This is a genomic window from Deinococcus roseus, from assembly GCF_014646895.1.
GTDB lineage: Bacteria > Deinococcota > Deinococci > Deinococcales > Deinococcaceae > Deinococcus_C > Deinococcus_C roseus.
The window spans coordinates 539,041-554,479 of record NZ_BMOD01000001.1 but is presented as its reverse complement, the minus strand read 5'-3'; the positions used below and the strand labels follow the sequence as shown (position 1 = coordinate 554,479).

Genomic DNA, 15,439 nt, shown 5'->3' with positions numbered 1-15,439 from the left:
ACTTTTTGCAGGTTTTGCATTTCAGATGCTGTGTGTCTTCATGCAGCCACCATGCAAATTGAACCCGATGCAGTGTTGAACCCGGTCCACAGGTCAGGGAACAAAAAAGCGCAGCACATGCTGCGCTTTTTCAAATTTCAGATCAGGGCTTGGGGGCTTTGACGGCCACTTGACCAATGATCTTGAGGTCCAGGTTGTCCTGAACTTTGGCGATGTACAGGTAGCCTGCTTTGCGGTCACCCATGCTGTTGAATTCCACGGTGCCGGAAAGGGTTTCCACTTTCACAGCACGGATGGCTTTCATGACCTGGGCGCGGGAAGGAGAACGGCCTTTGGACAGTTTGTTGTCCTTGATGGCTTTCTCGATGCCTGCGAGCACCACGTTGGCAGCGTCGTAGGACATCAGGCCGTAGCCCAGCATTTCCTTGTTGAAGGTTTTCTTGAAGTTGTCTTCCAGCTTCTTGGCTTCGGGAACCACATCGACAGAAGCAGCAGCAGTGGTGAACAGCACGCCTTTGGCAGCGTCACCGGCCTGTTTCTGCAGTTCGCTGTCGTCCAGACCGTCGCCGCCCATGTAGGTGGCTTTCACGCCAGCAGCACGCAGTTGCTTGACGAACAGTGCACCACCGGTGGAGGCCAGACCGCCGTAGTACACAGCGTCAGGGTTGATGGCGGAGACTTTGGTGACCAGGGGAGCAAAGTTGCTCTTCTCGTCGGTGCCTTCGAAGACCACGCGCACGCCCTGGGCCTCCAGGCCTTTTTTCACTTCGGTGGCGAGACCTTCACCGTAGGTGGTTTTGTCGTGGACCACGTAAACGGTTTTGGCTTTCAGGGTCTTGGCCAGATAATCTGCACCGGCAGCACCCTGAGCGTCGTCACGGGCGCAGATGCGGTTCATGTTGGGCAGACCACGGTCGGTCACTGTGGTGGCAGTGTTGGCGGGGGAGACAATCGCCAGGTTGCGGCCCTTCACAGCTTCGGAGACGGGGGTCACCACGCTGGAGTTGAGGGTGCCCACAATGGCCAGCACGCGCTGGTCGGTGGCGATCTTCTTGGCAGCAGCCACACCCACGGAGGCGGTGGCCTGGTCATCGTTGCTGCTGACTTGCAGTTCGATGCCGTACTTGTCCAGGAAGTATTTGGCTTTATCGGCAATGGCCAGTTTGGCGCCCAGATTGATCTGTTCACCGATGTTGGCCACAGGGCCCGAGAGGGGGCTCAGGGTGGCGATTTTCACGACTGTGGCAGCATTGGCACTGCCCAGGGCCAGACCTGCAAGTACAGCTACACCTAAAACTTTTGCACGCATACCTTTTCCTCCTGGTGGAACTCCCATTCCGCAGAACGGAATGGAACACTGCTGTTTTATGCAAGCTGCGATCATGCTACCTTGCCAGTTTCAATTTGTCAAACGGTCATTTCAAGATGATAAAGGGGTGTTAAATTCATCATGGAACACTAAAAAGCCGATGAAGGCTTTTTAGTGTTCCTGATGTCAAAGGATTACAAATAAGTGCTGTAAATATGAAAGGGTGGTTAAGCTTCTCCGAGGTAAGCTTCTTTTACGCTGTTGTTGTTGGCAATGTCTTCTGCCTTGCCATTCAAGATGATTTCGCCGGTTCTTAAGACATAAGCACGGTCTGCAATGTCCAGTGCCATGCTGGCATTCTGTTCCACCAGCAAAATGGTGGTTTTGAGTTCCTGTTTAAGCTTGACGATGATGTCAAAGATGGCTTCCACAAACAGCGGGCTCAGACCCATGCTGGGTTCATCCAGCAACAGCAGTTTGGGCTCGATCATCAGGGCACGGGCCACTGCCAGCATCTGCTGCTCGCCCCCGGACAGGGTACCTCCAAGCTGGGTTTTGCGCTCTGCCAGACGGGGGAAGAACTCGAAGCCACGCTGCATGCGCTGGGCAATCAGCTTCTTGTCGTTGACCAGGTAAGCCCCCATCTCCAGGTTCTCCATCACGGTCAGGCGGGGGAAGATGCGGCGGCCTTCGGGCACGTGGGCCATGCCTCTGGCGGTCAGTTCATTGCTGGAGATGCCGTTGATCTTCTTGCCTTCCAGCAGGATGTCCCCGGATTTGACCTTGATCATGCCGCTGATGGAACGCAATGTGGTGGTTTTGCCTGCCCCGTTGCCTCCGATCAATGCCACAATCTCGCCCTGGTTCACTTCCATGCTGATGCCCCTCAGGGCCTGAATTTGCCCGTAAAAGGTGCTCACGTTGTTCAGTTGCAGCATCAGGCTCCTCCTCGTTTCTCACCGGCTGCGTGTCCACGCCCGAGGTACGCTTCACGCACCTTGGGGTTGCTGCGGATGGTTTCGGGCAGCCCCTCAGCAATCTTGGTGCCGTAATCCAGCACGGTGATTTTTTCGCTGATGCTCATCACCAGACGCATGTCGTGTTCAATGAGGACCACTGTCACCCCCAGATCGTCACGGATGCGGCGGATCAGGTCTTTGAGCTCCTCGGTTTCGCGGGGGTTCATGCCTGCAGCAGGCTCGTCCAGCAGGATCAATTTGGGGTTGGTGGCAAGTGCACGCGCAATTTCCAGGCGGCGCTGGTCTCCGTAAGGCAAATCGGTTGCGCCTTCGTTGGCCGCCCGACGCAGACCCACAAAATCCAGCAGGGTCAGGGAAGCGTCCAGGGCTTCCTTTTCCTGACGGCGGAAATTGGGGGTGTTCAACAGGGCATCCCAGAAGCTCAGTTTCATGCGCACATTGCGGGCCACCATGATGTTCTCCACGGCGGTCATGCTGGAAAACAGACGGATGTTCTGGAAGGTGCGGGCAATGCCAGCCACCGTCACCTCATCAGGTTTGAGGCCCACCAGGTCCTTGCCCGCCAGATTGATGGTGCCCCGGTCAGGCTGGTAAATCCCCGTGATCATGTTGAAGAAGGTGGTTTTTCCTGCACCGTTCGGGCCAATCACGCTGATGATGCTGCGTTCAGGCACCTGGAAGGTCACATCGTTCACGGCCACCAGACCCCCGAAGGTCTTGCGGATGTTTTCAACATTCAGGAGCATTATTTGACCCCCTGGGCAGGCTTGGCCACAGGTGTGCCAGGCAGGGCTTCTTCTGGAATCTTGATGTGTTTGCGCACTGCAGGCAAGAGGCCCTGAGGGCGGAACAGCATCATCAGGATCAGGAGCAGACCAAAGTAGAGTTTTTCGTACTTGGCAGGATCGAAGGTGTTGTTGTCCTGGAAAGCAGGCAGGGTTTGCAGATACTCGGAGAGGGACTTCAGGAAATCCAGTTGCAGCCAGATCACGGCCATGGCACCCACAATCACACCGGGAATGCTGCCCATGCCGCCCAGAATCACCATCACCAGCACACCGATCGACTGGAAGAAGGTGAAGTCTTCGGGAGAAACAGCAGTCTGTTTGATGGCGAAGATGGCCCCCATCACCCCGGCGAAACTTGCACCGGTGGCAAAGGCGATCAGTTTGGTGCGCACCAGAGGAACCCCCATGGCCTGGGCAGCAATCTCGTCTTCACGGATGGCGATCCAGTTGCGGCCAATGTGGCTCTGGTCCAGACGCATGTTGAACAGCACGATGATGGCGATGACCACCAGCACCAGGAAGTACAGGAACAGCGCAAACACCTGCGGTTCGCTGAGTTCGTATCTGTTGATGATGGGAGCCAGCAAAGCAGAGAACCAGCCGATGTGCGGAGGGTTGATGCCCAGCACGCCGTTGGGTCCGTTGGTGATGGGGGTGAGGTTGTTGGCGAACACCCGGATCACTTCCCCGAGGCCCAGCGTCACGATGGCGAGGTAATCCCCTTTGAGTTTCAGCACGGGCAGACCGATCAGGACGCCCACCCCGATGGCCACCAGAATGGCCAGTGCGAGGAACAGCCAGAACCAGTTGCCGTCCAGACCGCTGCCGCCCTGTCCGTTGATCTTGCCAAGCTGGGCGGAGCCAAAAATGCCCCAGGTGTAAGCACCCACAGCAAAGAAGGCCACATAGCCCAGGTCCAGCAGTCCGGCCAGACCCACCACGATGTTGAGGCCCAGGGCCAGTGCAGCGTAAATCACGATCTGCAGCACAACTTCCAGCAGGAATTCATTTCTCAGGCCAATGATGGGCATCACGACCATCAGGGCAGGAGCCAGAGAAAGGATCTTGGCCCAGGTGCTGGCTTTGCTCTTGAAGGTGAGGACCACGGTTCCCAGAAAAGCAGCAAAAAACAGGGACTGCACCAGGTTGTTGGCGGTGGTGGCGATGGTCAGCATCAGGGTGCTGGTGATGGCGGTGTAAATCAGCACAATCAGGGATGCCAGTTGGGGATTGTCCAGGATGCCTGGTTTTTTCTCAGTGCGGTTGTTGTGTGTCATGGGGACCTCTTATACCTTCTCGGTGGTGGCTTTACCGAGCAGACCAGCGGGTTTGAAGATCAGGATGATGATCAGCACCATGAAAGGCCCAACATCTTTCCACTGGATGTTGATGTTCTGCAAGACACTGCCAATTCCCTGTATGAAACTGTTGTCGGTGAGGGTCATCTTGACACCGAAGATGCTGATGGTGGCAATCAGGTTTTCCAGGAAGCCCAACACCAGTCCCCCCACCACAGCACCTGGAACGCTTCCAATGCCTCCCAGCACAGCCGCAGTAAAGGCCTTCAGTCCTGGTGCAGTTCCCATGTACGCATCCACTTGACCGAATTTGACGCCCCACAGCACACCTGCCACACCACCGAGTGCGCCCCCAATGAAGAAGGTCAGGGCGATGATGTTGTTGGTGTTGATGCCCATCAGGCGTGCAGTCTGGCCGTCCTGGGCCACGGCGCGAATGGCGGTGCCCAGTTTGGTTCTGTTGACCAGGAAATTCAGGCCCACCAGCATGACCCCACCTACAATGATCAAGAGCAGGTCAGCAGGTTGCAGTCCCAGGATCATGTCGCTTCCCAACACAGTGGGGTAAGGAACCTTGTCGGTCTGTTCCTTGACGTTGAGGAACATGCGCAGGGTGTCCTGCAGCAGAAAGCTCACCCCAATGGCGGTGATCAGGGGCACCAGTTTGGGTGCATTTCTGAGGGGTCGGTACGCCAGACGCTCGATCAGCACATTCAGACCGCCCGAGATCAGCATGGCCACCAGCAGGGCAATGCCTACCTGCACATAACCATTGATGCCACTGTCTTTGAAGAGGATCAGCACTTCATAGCCGACGATGGCCCCTGTGGCAAAAACCTCAGAGTGGGCGAAATTGATGAGTTGCAACACCCCATAAACCATGGTGTAACCCAGAGCAATGACGGCGTAGATCACCCCTAAGATCAGACCGTCCCGAAAGATCGAGATCCAGATTTGTAAGTCGCTCATTTAACCTCCACGCATCACACCGAAAACCTGGGGTTCACAGTGTGTCACCAACCTTGTCTTCACCGGTTCTGGACAGCCCTTCTTGACAACCAGACTGAGCAGAACCTGAACACTTGGTCATAATAACGATGGGTCAAAACCTTGTCAATGAAAAATCGGTGAAAATGTGGCTCTGGGTGCATAAAAAAGGCAAACTGTATACATTTGTACCGGGAAAAATTCGTTTGTGGCGCATTTTATTGTTATTCACTGGACTAGGCATAAACGCTTAGTGTACAAACTACGCCATTCTGGATGTGTGTGCGAAATTTTTTGCCAGGGGCTTCAGAAAAAATTTGCAAATTTGAAACAAAACCGCTTCAAAATTGCAAATGGAGCAGAAAAAACCTGACATCCTGCAAATGGAACCCTTGCCAACCCCACTGACAAGTGTTACTCCCAGCGTAGACCTGCATGAGGGGCTGCATAAAGGCCAGCTGGCCTGCTGGCTTTCCAGATGACAACAAAAAACCGTGGAACACATCCACGGTTGAAGGTTTTGTGTTGAAGTGCAGATCAGTAATTGCTGAGGTAGGTGTCCAGTTCCCACTGGTGCACCACAGCACTGTACTCCCGCCATTCCTGGCGTTTGGCTTCCACAAAGTGCTCCAGCACATGTTGACCCAGGCACTCGGTCAGCACTTCACTGCGTTCCAGAGCGTCCACAGCCTGATTGAGGTCTCCGGGCAGCTCGCGGATCTTGTGTTTGCGTTTTTCGCGCACGGTCATGTGGTAGATGTTGCGCTGGATGGCCGGAGCGGGCTCCATTTGCTTCTCGATGCCGTCCAGACCAGCCGCCAGCATCACGGCCAGGGCCAGATAGGGGTTGCAGGAAGGATCGGGCATGCGCAGCTCAGCACGGGTTCCTGCGCCTCTGCGGGCAGGAATGCGTACCATGGCAGAACGGTTTGAGGTGCTCCAGGCGATGTTCACAGGAGCCTCGTAACCAGGAACCAGACGCTTGAAGCTGTTCACCAGGGGGTTGGTGATGGCGCACATGGCATCGGCATGCTCCAGCAGACCCCCGATGAAAAACAATGCGGTGTTGGAGAGCTGGTACTCGGCTTTCTCGTCGTAGAAGGCATTCTTGCCGTCTTTGAACAGGCTCAGGTGCACGTGCATTCCGCTGCCGTTGATGCGGGCCACCGGTTTGGGCAAAAAGCTGGCCAAAAGTCCATACTCCAGCGCCACCCTTTTGACCACAAATTTAAAGGTGGAGATGTTGTCTGCAGTCTCCATGGCGGGGGCATACCTGAAATCAATCTCGTGCTGACCGGGGGCCACTTCGTGGTGGGCCGCCTCAATTTCAAAGCCCATTTCCACCAGTTTGTTGGTGATTTCACGGCGGATGCGTTCCCCTTTGTCGATGGGGGCCAGATCAAAGTAACCTGCCTGATCGTTCACCTTGGTGCTGGCCTTGCCATCCTCAGGGTGCTCGAACAGGAAGAATTCAGGCTCTGGACCTGCAAACAGCTCAAACCCCATCTTCTTGGCCCGGTTGATTTGCCGCCGCAGCACATACCGGGGGTCCCCCTCGAATGGGGTGCCGTCTGGTAAAGCCACATCACAGATCAGACGCGCCACCTTGCCCAGTTCGTGCTCTTCATGGCTGAACCGGGGGAAAATCAGGAAGGTGCCGTAATCGGGCTTGAGCAGCATGTCGGATTCTTCAATGCGGGTGAACCCTTCAATGGAAGACCCATCGAACATCACCTCGCCATTGAGGGCTTTTTCAAACTGGCTGGAAGGCACCTCAATGTTCTTGACGATGCCCAGAATGTCGGTGAACTGCAGCCTGAGAAACTGCACATTGTTGCTGTTCAGGGCCTGCAGAATGCTTTCTTTGGTGTGCGCCATCACGCCCCATCCTTTCTGGATTGACAGCAGAGCCACGGTGACCCGGTGTGAAGGCAAACCTGTCGGGGAGGCCAGCACAGAAGGGAATTTCTCTGCTGCAGCCTTCAAAACTCCGGTCTGCTCTGTGTTTCCAACATTCAAAGTCTAAATTCATGCCCTGTGGGTGTCAATGAACCTGTGTGGGGCCAAGGAACCCTTTCCGTTCTTCCCACAGTTGCTGTTTGCACCCCCGTGTTACCATAAGTGGGTGCTGCATTTGCACCGCCGCAACCGAACCGTACACGCCAGTGACTTCCAGCAAGCTTTGCAGGCCCTGGGCCTCAGCAGCAGGGACCACATCATGGCCCACGCTTCCCTGAGTGCTTTTGGGTATGTGCATGGTGGGGGAGACACCCTGGCCGAACTCCTCAAAACCAGCGTTGCTTCTGTGGTGATGCCTGCATTCACCTATTACACCCTGATCTGGCCGGAAGCCTACCGCACCCCCGAATGGCCGCCCCATCCGCCGGGTCCAGTGGGGGCGTTTCAGCGTTTTTCCAGGGTCTCCCGCGACATAGGCAAGGTGCCCCAGGCCCTGGTGGATGACCCCGAGGTGATGCGCAGCAACCATCCGGCCCTGAGTTTTGTGGGTTATGGAGAGCGGGCAGAGGAGATCCTGAACGCCCAGACCCTCAAAGAGCCCTATGCTCCTGCAGGTGCGCTTTACGATCTGGCCGGAAAAGTTCTGCTGATCGGGGTGGACCATACCTCCAACACCAGCATCCATTACGGAGAGTATCTGGCCGGGCAAATTGAATTGCCCCGGTATGTGATTCAGGACGGCAAGCTGCAGTCCACCTATTTCCCCAACTGCTCTGCCGGGTTTGGTCGCATCGAACGGCACCTCAGCCACAAAAAGAGCGTGAAAGTGGGTCCGGGAACCGTGGCCGTTTACGATGTGCAGGAACTGATTGATGTGACGGTGACGCTGCTGGGCAAGCAACCGGAAGCCCTGCTGTGCCATTACTCGGGGTGCCGCTGCCAGTATGTGCGCAGTTTGCTGAAATACCATGCCCTGAGCCCCAGAGACCATCAGCCAAAAGTGCTGTGAAAATGCATCCTCCCCCTGCCACTTGGCGGATGTGGGAAAACAGTTTGCTGCTTAGACTCCAGAAGATTGTCCACCATTGTGCAAACACCATGGCATGACCCAAGGAGCCAGTATGACCACATCTTCAATTCCCCATTTCGACATACAGCAGATGGAAGCCCGCTACCAGCAACTGCTGGATGCACCCCCCAGCCTGGACACCCTTGAAACCTGGATTCAGTCCTGGAGCAATCTGGAACAACAGCTCAGGGAAACCATCAACGACGCCTATTTTCGCAAGGCCCAGAATGTGCGGGAACAGGACGCCGAACAGTTCTATGCTTTTTTGCAGGAACAGGCCGTTCCGAAAGCAAAACTTTATGCGGCTCAACTGGCAGAACGCCTGCTGGACCTGAACCCACAGGATTTGAAATACCGGCAGATGCTGAAGGTCTTCCTGCAGGACAGGCAAATCCGAACCCCCAGACTCATTGGTCTGCAGGCCGAAATTGAGGTGCAGGCCGTCACTTATGATGACATCACTGGCAAAATGCTGGCCGAGGTGGATGGCGTGCAGATGCCAGGAGATGATGCCTGGAACCTGGTGTTCGACACAGACCGGGCAACCCGGGAAAAAGGCTGGCGGGCTTACAACACCATGTGGAAGAACCACAAGCAGGAACTCGGTGAACTGCTGATCGAAGTGGTGAAAAAGCGGCGGCACATTGCAGCAGAGGGGGGTTTTGCAGACTACCGGGCCTACTGCTGGACGGAACTCAACCGCACCGATTATGCACCACAGGACACTTTGCTGCTGCATCAGGGCATTCTGAAACACCTGGTCCCTCTGGCGGCAGAAGTGCACCGCAAGCAGGCTGAGCGTCTGGGGCTGGATGCCCTGAAACCCTGGGATGTGGTGGTGGAGCATGGTGAACCCCTCAAACCTTTCCAGACGGCACCTGAACTGCTGGACCTGACGTCAAAAGTGCTGGGGAGTGTTTCTGCAGACTGGCAGGCCCTGTTCAGGGATTTTGCAATCCAGAGACCGGACCTGATCGACATCGAAACCCGTGCAGACAAGGCCACAGGCGGGTTCTGCGAGTTCCTGCACGTGCAGAAATTCCCCCACATCTTCATGAGTCTGGTGGGCAGGCACGACGACATGACGGGATTCTTCCATGAAACCGGGCATGCTTTGCACTTCCTGCTGACCGACCGGAGCACCGACCTGTACTGGCACCAGCAGGTTCCCATGGAGTTCAACGAAACCATCGCCATGACCATGGAATTGCTTCCCCTGGAGCACCTGCAGGAAGCTGGTGTGTACAACGAAAACCAGCTTTCCAGTGCCATCCAGACCACCCTGGAGCAATCGGTGCAACTTCTGCCCAGATTGGTGATTTACGATGCTTTCCAGCACTGGCTTTACACAGAAGCCCCAGAAGACCTGACCATCCAGGATCTGGACGCCAAATGGCTTTCCCTGTGGCACACCTACCTTCCCAGTGTGGACGATTCGGATCTGGAAGAATTCTCTGCGCAGGGCTGGGTGCGGGTGGTGCACATCTACCTGTATCCCTTCTACATGATTGAGTACGTAATGGCGCAGGTGTATGCCTGGCAGGTGTGGAGCGCCTACCAGCAAAACCCTGAGCAAACCGTGCAACAATTGACCCGAGCCATGCAGCTTGGAGGCACCACCAGCCTGCCAGAATTGATCCAGACCATTGGGCAGTCTTTTCCTGTGGATGAAGGACAACTGGCTGGAGCCATCGAAAACGTCAGACAGAAGATCTTTTCCTGATTGCTGAAAACCAGAACCCCCGTCCAGATCTGGACGGGGGTTCTTTGCTGGTGTGTATTATTCTGCAGCGATGTCACGCAGGGCGTTCAGGTCAGCGAGGACCACACGGCCATAGCCTGCATGGATCACGCCTTCTCTGGACAGTTCGCCCACCACTTTGGTGACGGTTTCACGGACTGAGCCCACTGCGGCGGCCAGTTCATCGTGGGTGGCGTAGATCAGGATTTCGCCGTTGTCCTGTTTGGTGGCCAGAGCGGTGTCTTTGAGTTCCAGCAGCTCTGCAGCAATGCGGCTTCTCAGGCGCTTGCCCACCAGACGGTAGATGTTCTCATAGGCGCGGTTGATCACGTTGACCAGGTGGTTGGTGACCTGCACGGTGTCTTCTGCGCTGAGCAGGGCAGGGTTGATCACATCCACGCTGGAATTGGTGACGGCTTCTGCAAAGTATTTGCGGTCCACACCAGAGAGGGCTTCTTCTCCGAAGTACTCGCCGGGTTTGACGTAGCGCAGGGTCAGGCCGTTTCCCTCATCGTCCATGGTGTGAACACGGATCAGGCCGCTGGAAACGCGGTACAGCATGTCAGATTTTCCGGGATAGAGAATGACTGCGCCGGGGCGGTAAGTCACAGTGTCTACAAAAGTTTTGGTCGAGATCATGTTGCCCTCCTTGGTGGCACCGATTACTATATTTAGTATAGTACCTATTGGTGATTTTGTAAACCAATCGGTTTCTTTAATCCGAATATAGGTCACAATGCTTAGTGCAGGGTGAGGGAGCCACCTGAAGGAGATACGGGAAACTGGGATGGAGGGTTCATCTTCTGCAGGGGGGCAAAAGGTGTGCAGAAGGCAGAAGATTGCCGAGGGCCGAGGGCCGAGGGCGAAAAGCAGAAAGCAGTGTCCCAGTGCTGACCAACCTGTCCGAGCGACCCAGCATACAGAGCCACTTTGTGTTCAGGCTCCAGGGTCAAAGAGGCGCATCTTGGGGTCAAGCAGAAGGCTGAAGGCCGATTGTAGAAGGCTAAACCCTGTGCTGCTGAATGTTTTTGATGGCGGTTTTCTGGACTTCTGGCTTTGAAACAGTCTTCCGAAGATCCAGATGTTCTTCAATCACCACATCAATTTTGATCAGATCACAGGTCAGACTTGCAGGTAACATGAAGGAATGCAGTCCAGTTACCAGAACCGTCTGGAGGTCTTGCTGCACCTGCTTTCCAGCGATCTGGGACAGCAGAAAAAAGGCACCGAGGTGGCAAAAGCCATCCAGAGCAGCCAGGAACACAGCATCCGCCTCTTCGAGCAGACCTACCAGGAAACCCCAAAGGAATTTCGCAAAAGGTTGACCCTGGAGCGTGCGGCGTACACCCTTTCCAGAACCGAACAGAGCATCACCAGCATTGCGCTGGATGCAGGGTATGCCTCGCTGGAGGCTTTCACACGGGCCTTCAGGAAGGCGTTTCAGGTGACCCCCACAGCGTTTCGTGCCACCAGAACACCCAGTTTCTGGCTCCCCACCGAAAATGGCATCCATTTCGCTCCAGGCACCCTTCGCAAAGAGGCCATCAGCCTGGACCTCATCGACCTGCTGTTTCAGCATGACTTCTGGCTGACCCGCAAGATGCTGGAAGCTGCAGAAAAACTGCCCCCTGACCAGCTGGACCGGCAGGTGGGACACATGCACATTGCTCCCTACTACAAACCTGCCCACACCCTCCGGGAAATGCTGGACAGCCTGATTGCGGACAAGGAAGCCTGGCTGTCTGCCCTGCATGGTCAGCACTGGACCGAAGACCAGCCCACCACCCTGCCAGACCTGAAATCCCGGACCCACAGGACTTACACCGCATTTCTGGATTTTGCCAGCACCATCAAAGAGAAAGGGGAGTGGAACGTCGAATTTGTGGACGCGGTTTGCACCCCACCTGAAACCTTCACTTTTAAAGGGATTCTGGCCCATGTGATCACCTTCAGTGCCATCAAACGGCAGCACCTGCTGGACGCCTTCAGGGTCCTGGGGGTGGATCTGGGCAGCAACGATCCCATCGAATTTGAGCGGTTGTAAAAGCAAAAAGGAGAAACCATGCCAGATCTGAATGGAAAAATCGCACTGGTGGCAGGGGCCACCCGTGGAGCAGGACGCGCCATTGCTGTGGAACTTGGAAAAGCTGGAGCGACGGTGTATGCCACAGGCCGCACCACCAGGCAGTACACCTCGGAAATGGGCCGCACAGAGACCATTGAAGACACAGCAGAGATCATCAAGCAGCATGGAGGGAACGCTTTCGCAGTGCAGGTGGACCACACCATCCCCGAGCAGGTGAAAGCCCTGCTGGAACGCATTGGGCAGGAATCAGGAAAGCTGGACATCCTGATCAATGATGTGTGGGGAGGAGACCACCTCGCCCAGTGGGTGCCTTTCTGGGAGCACGATCTGCAAAATGGCCTGAAATTGCTGGACAACACCATCAAAAGCCACATCATCACCAGCCATCACGCTGTTCCCCTGATGATCCAGCAGCAATCTGGCCTGATCATTGAAATCACCGATGGCATCACCGAAATGTACCGGGGCAGCCTCTTTTACGATCTGGCCAAAGTGTCTGTGAACCGTCTGGCCTTTGCCCAGTCGCAGGAACTTGCAAAACATGGCATCACTGCACTGGCCCTCAGCCCTGGATTTCTGCGCTCAGAAGCCATGCTGGACCATTTCGGGGTGACGGAGGAAAACTGGCGAGATGGTGCAAAGACAGAACCGCACTTCATTGCCTCGGAGACCCCTTATTATCTGGCCCGTGCGGTGGTGGCCCTGGCAGCAGACCCGCACATCCAGCAGAAAAACGGTGGCTGTTACGCCACCTGGAATCTGTATCAGGAATATGGTTTTCAGGATCTGGATGGGACACAACCCGACTGGGGCCGTTATGCCCGCGACAACCTGGGCATCGATGCAGGTTGAGTGTGCTGCAGAATCCACTGCACGGTTTTGTCAAAGGCCTGCGGAATGGGCGCTTCAGTGGTGTCATCTGTCATGAAATGTGTCCCGTTTTCAAAATGCACCACGGTCAGGTCTGCCTGAGGACTGAGGTGTTGTTGCAGGTTCTGGCTGCTTTTCAGGGCAGGCACAAAAGTGTCTCTGTCTCCAAAAAGGGCCAGCACAGGAAGGGACAGACCTTGCAGGACCGGAAAGATGTCCAGGTCCAGCACCTCCTGCCATTGCCTGAAGATGTTCTGCATGACCGGCAAAGGCGGAAGTTCACCACCGAAAGACATGTAGCTTTTCACAGCCAGCAGGTCATACAGTTCCAGCAGGGGGGCCACCTCCCGGTTTTGCCGTGCAGCTTTGTTGAAAATGCGGTACACCGCCAAGGCTTCCTGAATGTCTTCTTCGGTTTCTTCTGCCCTGCGCATCTGGGATTCCACCCGGTACAGCTCCTGTTCTGTCGGGGTCATGAGGGCAGGGGAGATCAGCACCAGAAAATCCACAGTGTCAGACCCCGCCCCTGACATGGAAGCGGCCAGAGGAGCCACCCACCCTCCCTGACTGACCCCCCTGAGGCCGACGCTGGAAATTTCCGGGTGGGTTTTCAGGGCCGCAACGGCCCCCAGAGCATCTTTTGCCAGGGTGTGGTAAGAGGCAGAAATCCAGTCGCCTGAAGATTCGCCTGTCCCCCGTTTGTCATAGGCCAGGGCAACAATGCCTTGCTCTGCGAACTGTCTGGCCACTTCCAGAGAGCCTTCTCTGGTTTCCGGTCCTGAGCCGTGCACACAAATGACTGCTGGATGTTTTCCTGGAAGTTCAGGCAGGAACAGGGTGCCTGAAAGTTGAACTTGATCGCCAGAAAAGTGCAGGTTTTGCTGTCTGATGTTCATGGGTTCAGTCTGGACCTATACTGTTCAAAAAGGAGCCGCGAAATTTGAGCAGCTTGCAGGTCAACACTCCAGAACTGGCCGCCTTTCTGATGGATCCCATCAAACGGGTGCGGCTGGTGCCTTTTCTGGGCAAGGAGAACACCATCAAGCAGGCCGCCAGTGAACTGGGCATTTCCATCAGCCTGATGCACCACCATGCCCAGAAAATGCTGGATCTGGGTCTGATTCAGGTGGTGAGCGAGGTGCCCAGAAAAGGCAAAGCCATTTTCTGGTACCGCTCGGTGGCAGATGCTTTCTACGTGCCCTTCTCTTTGACCCCATTTGAAACCCTGCAGGCTGCTTTTCTGAAATCAGAAGCCCCCTGGCAGGAGCGTCTGATCCGGGGCCTGCTGAAAGATGCCCTGCACCTCGAAGAACCCGGAAAGGCCTGGGGGGTGCTGATCCGCAGGGACCAGCATGGTGATTTTGATGTGACCACCAGCCTGGGACCGGACCAGGAAGCCACAAATTTGCCGGGTGCCCAGTGGTCCAGCTGGACCGAAATTCACCTGACCCCGGAAGAAGCCCTTGCCTTTCGGGAAGAACTGCAACAGGTGTGGCTGCGGTACAGGGGAAAACAGAATGGACAGCGGTATTTGCTGAGGCTGGGACTGGCGAAGGTTGTGGATTAACTCCCCGCCCCCGTATACCTGCTCAATCCAGCCTTCCAGACCCCATATCCCACCAGCACCAGCAAAAGGGCCATCAGAGGAGCCATCCAGGCCAGCCAGCCCACCGGGTGTCCCAGCAGGTGACTGGCCGGGTAGTAAGAGGCAATCCCAAAGGGCAGAATCCAGGTGAAAATCACATTGACGCTGTTGTGGTAGATCTTTAAAGGGTATTTGGCGAATTCGTGCGTCTCAAACACGCCCCACATCACGGGCAGCGAGTCGGTCATCCAGAAAGACAGGCTGGAAGTGATCAGGTTGATGCCAAAAAACACCAGACTTCCACTCAGGACCATCAGCAAGGTGTAAAGCACATTGACCAGATTCCAGGGGATGTCCAGTGCAGCGCTGCTGTAGATCAAGAGGCCCAGACCCACCACAAAATTCCCGATGCCGTCTTCACAGAAGCGGTCTGCAATCAGGTGAAAGAGGGGATTGACGGGCCGCACCAGATAGCGGTCGAAATCTCCGGTGCGGATGTAAGCCCAGCCCAGCCGCCACAAATTGTCTGCAAACATGTGGTTCAGGGATTTGGACAGCACCAGAAGGCCATAAATCAGCAAGAGTTGATTGAGGGTCCAGCCTTTCAAGGTCGGGATGGTTTCCATCACCACCCAGAGGGTCAGCAGTCCAGCCACCTGTCCAGCCAGCGTGCTGATGCCCCCGATGAAGAAATTGACCCGGTATTCCAGCTTGGTTTTGATGTTCTGCGCAAGCAAATCGAAGTACATGCGGGTGTAACTGGTCAT

General features: G+C 55.6%; 14 protein-coding genes. 5 read left to right on the top strand and 9 right to left on the bottom strand.

Translation table 11 applies throughout. From position 1 onward, the window contains the following. Positions 1 to 142: 142 nt before the first annotated feature. The 6 genes from IEY52_RS02605 to glnA all read right to left on the bottom strand — a co-directional run bounded on the left by IEY52_RS02605 (position 143) and on the right by glnA (position 7,240). A complete protein-coding gene (locus tag IEY52_RS02605; RefSeq protein ID WP_188999361.1) occupies positions 143 to 1,309 on the bottom strand; it encodes a branched-chain amino acid ABC transporter substrate-binding protein in 1,167 nt (388 codons plus the stop codon). A 227-nt stretch (positions 1,310 to 1,536) separates the two neighbouring features. Next, positions 1,537 to 2,247 (bottom strand): ABC transporter ATP-binding protein, encoded by a 711-nt coding sequence (locus IEY52_RS02600; RefSeq protein WP_188999358.1) that lies wholly within the window; start codon positions 2,245 to 2,247, stop codon positions 1,537 to 1,539. Next, positions 2,247 to 3,035 carry an ABC transporter ATP-binding protein gene (locus tag IEY52_RS02595; RefSeq protein ID WP_188999355.1) on the bottom strand — a complete coding sequence of 263 codons (789 nt, stop codon included), beginning with the start codon at positions 3,033 to 3,035 and terminating at the stop codon, positions 2,247 to 2,249. The genes IEY52_RS02600 and IEY52_RS02595 overlap by 1 nt, the downstream gene beginning before the upstream one ends. Next, complete coding sequence (locus IEY52_RS02590; RefSeq protein ID WP_188999352.1) at positions 3,035 to 4,354, bottom strand: branched-chain amino acid ABC transporter permease; 1,320 nt, start codon at positions 4,352 to 4,354, stop codon at positions 3,035 to 3,037. Before IEY52_RS02590 ends, IEY52_RS02595 begins: the two co-directional genes overlap by 1 nt. Positions 4,355 to 4,363: 9 nt before the next feature. Continuing rightward, positions 4,364 to 5,344: a branched-chain amino acid ABC transporter permease gene (locus tag IEY52_RS02585; RefSeq protein ID WP_188999348.1), complete on the bottom strand. Its 981-nt coding sequence runs from the start codon at positions 5,342 to 5,344 to the stop codon at positions 4,364 to 4,366. Positions 5,345 to 5,899: 555 nt separating this feature from the next. Then, positions 5,900 to 7,240, bottom strand: a complete 1,341-nt coding sequence (glnA, locus tag IEY52_RS02580) for a type I glutamate--ammonia ligase (RefSeq protein WP_188999346.1) — start codon at positions 7,238 to 7,240, stop codon at positions 5,900 to 5,902. 247 nt (positions 7,241 to 7,487) lie between these two features. Here glnA and IEY52_RS02575 point away from each other — a divergent pair, with 247 nt between their 5' ends. Beyond that, positions 7,488 to 8,330 carry an AAC(3) family N-acetyltransferase gene (locus IEY52_RS02575; protein WP_229684614.1) on the top strand — a complete coding sequence of 281 codons (843 nt, stop codon included), beginning with the start codon at positions 7,488 to 7,490 and terminating at the stop codon, positions 8,328 to 8,330. 112 nt (positions 8,331 to 8,442) lie between these two features. Then, on the top strand, positions 8,443 to 10,113 hold the full coding sequence (locus IEY52_RS02570) for a M3 family metallopeptidase (protein WP_188999343.1): 1,671 nt from the start codon (positions 8,443 to 8,445) through the stop codon (positions 10,111 to 10,113). Between the two features lie 57 nt (positions 10,114 to 10,170). Here IEY52_RS02570 and IEY52_RS02565 read toward each other — a convergent pair whose 3' ends face one another. Then, entirely contained in the window at positions 10,171 to 10,770 is a 600-nt protein-coding gene (locus IEY52_RS02565; protein ID WP_188999340.1) for a helix-turn-helix domain-containing protein, read from the bottom strand. Positions 10,771 to 11,278: 508 nt separating this feature from the next. On the opposite strand from IEY52_RS02565, the gene IEY52_RS02560 reads away from it, so the two are divergent. Further along, positions 11,279 to 12,175 (top strand): helix-turn-helix transcriptional regulator, encoded by an 897-nt coding sequence (locus IEY52_RS02560; protein ID WP_188999337.1) that lies wholly within the window; start codon positions 11,279 to 11,281, stop codon positions 12,173 to 12,175. 18 nt (positions 12,176 to 12,193) lie between these two features. Continuing rightward, positions 12,194 to 13,069, top strand: coding sequence for an SDR family oxidoreductase (locus IEY52_RS02555; protein ID WP_188999334.1), 876 nt, complete (start codon positions 12,194 to 12,196; stop codon positions 13,067 to 13,069). Here the strand turns inward: IEY52_RS02555 and IEY52_RS02550 are convergent. Next, the gene (locus tag IEY52_RS02550; RefSeq protein ID WP_188999332.1) at positions 13,033 to 13,983 is read right to left on the bottom strand and encodes an alpha/beta hydrolase; all 951 of its coding nucleotides are present in this window, start codon (positions 13,981 to 13,983) and stop codon (positions 13,033 to 13,035) included. The two genes, IEY52_RS02555 and IEY52_RS02550, sit on opposite strands and share 37 nt — an antisense overlap. A gap of 44 nt (positions 13,984 to 14,027) precedes the next feature. Here IEY52_RS02550 and IEY52_RS02545 point away from each other — a divergent pair, with 44 nt between their 5' ends. Then, positions 14,028 to 14,654: an ArsR/SmtB family transcription factor gene (locus IEY52_RS02545; RefSeq protein WP_188999329.1), complete on the top strand. Its 627-nt coding sequence runs from the start codon at positions 14,028 to 14,030 to the stop codon at positions 14,652 to 14,654. Here the strand turns inward: IEY52_RS02545 and IEY52_RS02540 are convergent. Continuing rightward, positions 14,651 to 15,439 (bottom strand): ABC transporter permease, encoded by a 789-nt coding sequence (locus IEY52_RS02540; protein ID WP_188999327.1) that lies wholly within the window; start codon positions 15,437 to 15,439, stop codon positions 14,651 to 14,653. The two genes, IEY52_RS02545 and IEY52_RS02540, sit on opposite strands and share 4 nt — an antisense overlap.

Excerpts from the sequence above, each read along its gene's own strand:
- IEY52_RS02605 (WP_188999361.1), bottom strand. The coding sequence starts at position 1,309 with ATGCGTGCAAAAGTTTTAGGTGTAGCTGTACTTGCAGGTCTGGCCCTG.
- IEY52_RS02600 (WP_188999358.1), bottom strand. The coding sequence starts at position 2,247 with ATGCTGCAACTGAACAACGTGAGCACCTTTTACGGGCAAATTCAGGCC.
- IEY52_RS02595 (WP_188999355.1), bottom strand. The coding sequence starts at position 3,035 with ATGCTCCTGAATGTTGAAAACATCCGCAAGACCTTCGGGGGTCTGGTG.
- IEY52_RS02590 (WP_188999352.1), bottom strand. The coding sequence starts at position 4,354 with ATGACACACAACAACCGCACTGAGAAAAAACCAGGCATCCTGGACAAT.
- IEY52_RS02585 (WP_188999348.1), bottom strand. The coding sequence starts at position 5,344 with ATGAGCGACTTACAAATCTGGATCTCGATCTTTCGGGACGGTCTGATC.
- glnA (WP_188999346.1), bottom strand. The coding sequence starts at position 7,240 with ATGGCGCACACCAAAGAAAGCATTCTGCAGGCCCTGAACAGCAACAAT.
- IEY52_RS02570 (WP_188999343.1), top strand. The coding sequence starts at position 8,443 with ATGACCACATCTTCAATTCCCCATTTCGACATACAGCAGATGGAAGCC.
- IEY52_RS02565 (WP_188999340.1), bottom strand. The coding sequence starts at position 10,770 with ATGATCTCGACCAAAACTTTTGTAGACACTGTGACTTACCGCCCCGGC.
- IEY52_RS02560 (WP_188999337.1), top strand. The coding sequence starts at position 11,279 with ATGCAGTCCAGTTACCAGAACCGTCTGGAGGTCTTGCTGCACCTGCTT.
- IEY52_RS02555 (WP_188999334.1), top strand. The coding sequence starts at position 12,194 with ATGCCAGATCTGAATGGAAAAATCGCACTGGTGGCAGGGGCCACCCGT.
- IEY52_RS02550 (WP_188999332.1), bottom strand. The coding sequence starts at position 13,983 with ATGAACATCAGACAGCAAAACCTGCACTTTTCTGGCGATCAAGTTCAA.
- IEY52_RS02540 (WP_188999327.1), bottom strand. The coding sequence starts at position 15,439 with ATGACCAGTTACACCCGCATGTACTTCGATTTGCTTGCGCAGAACATC.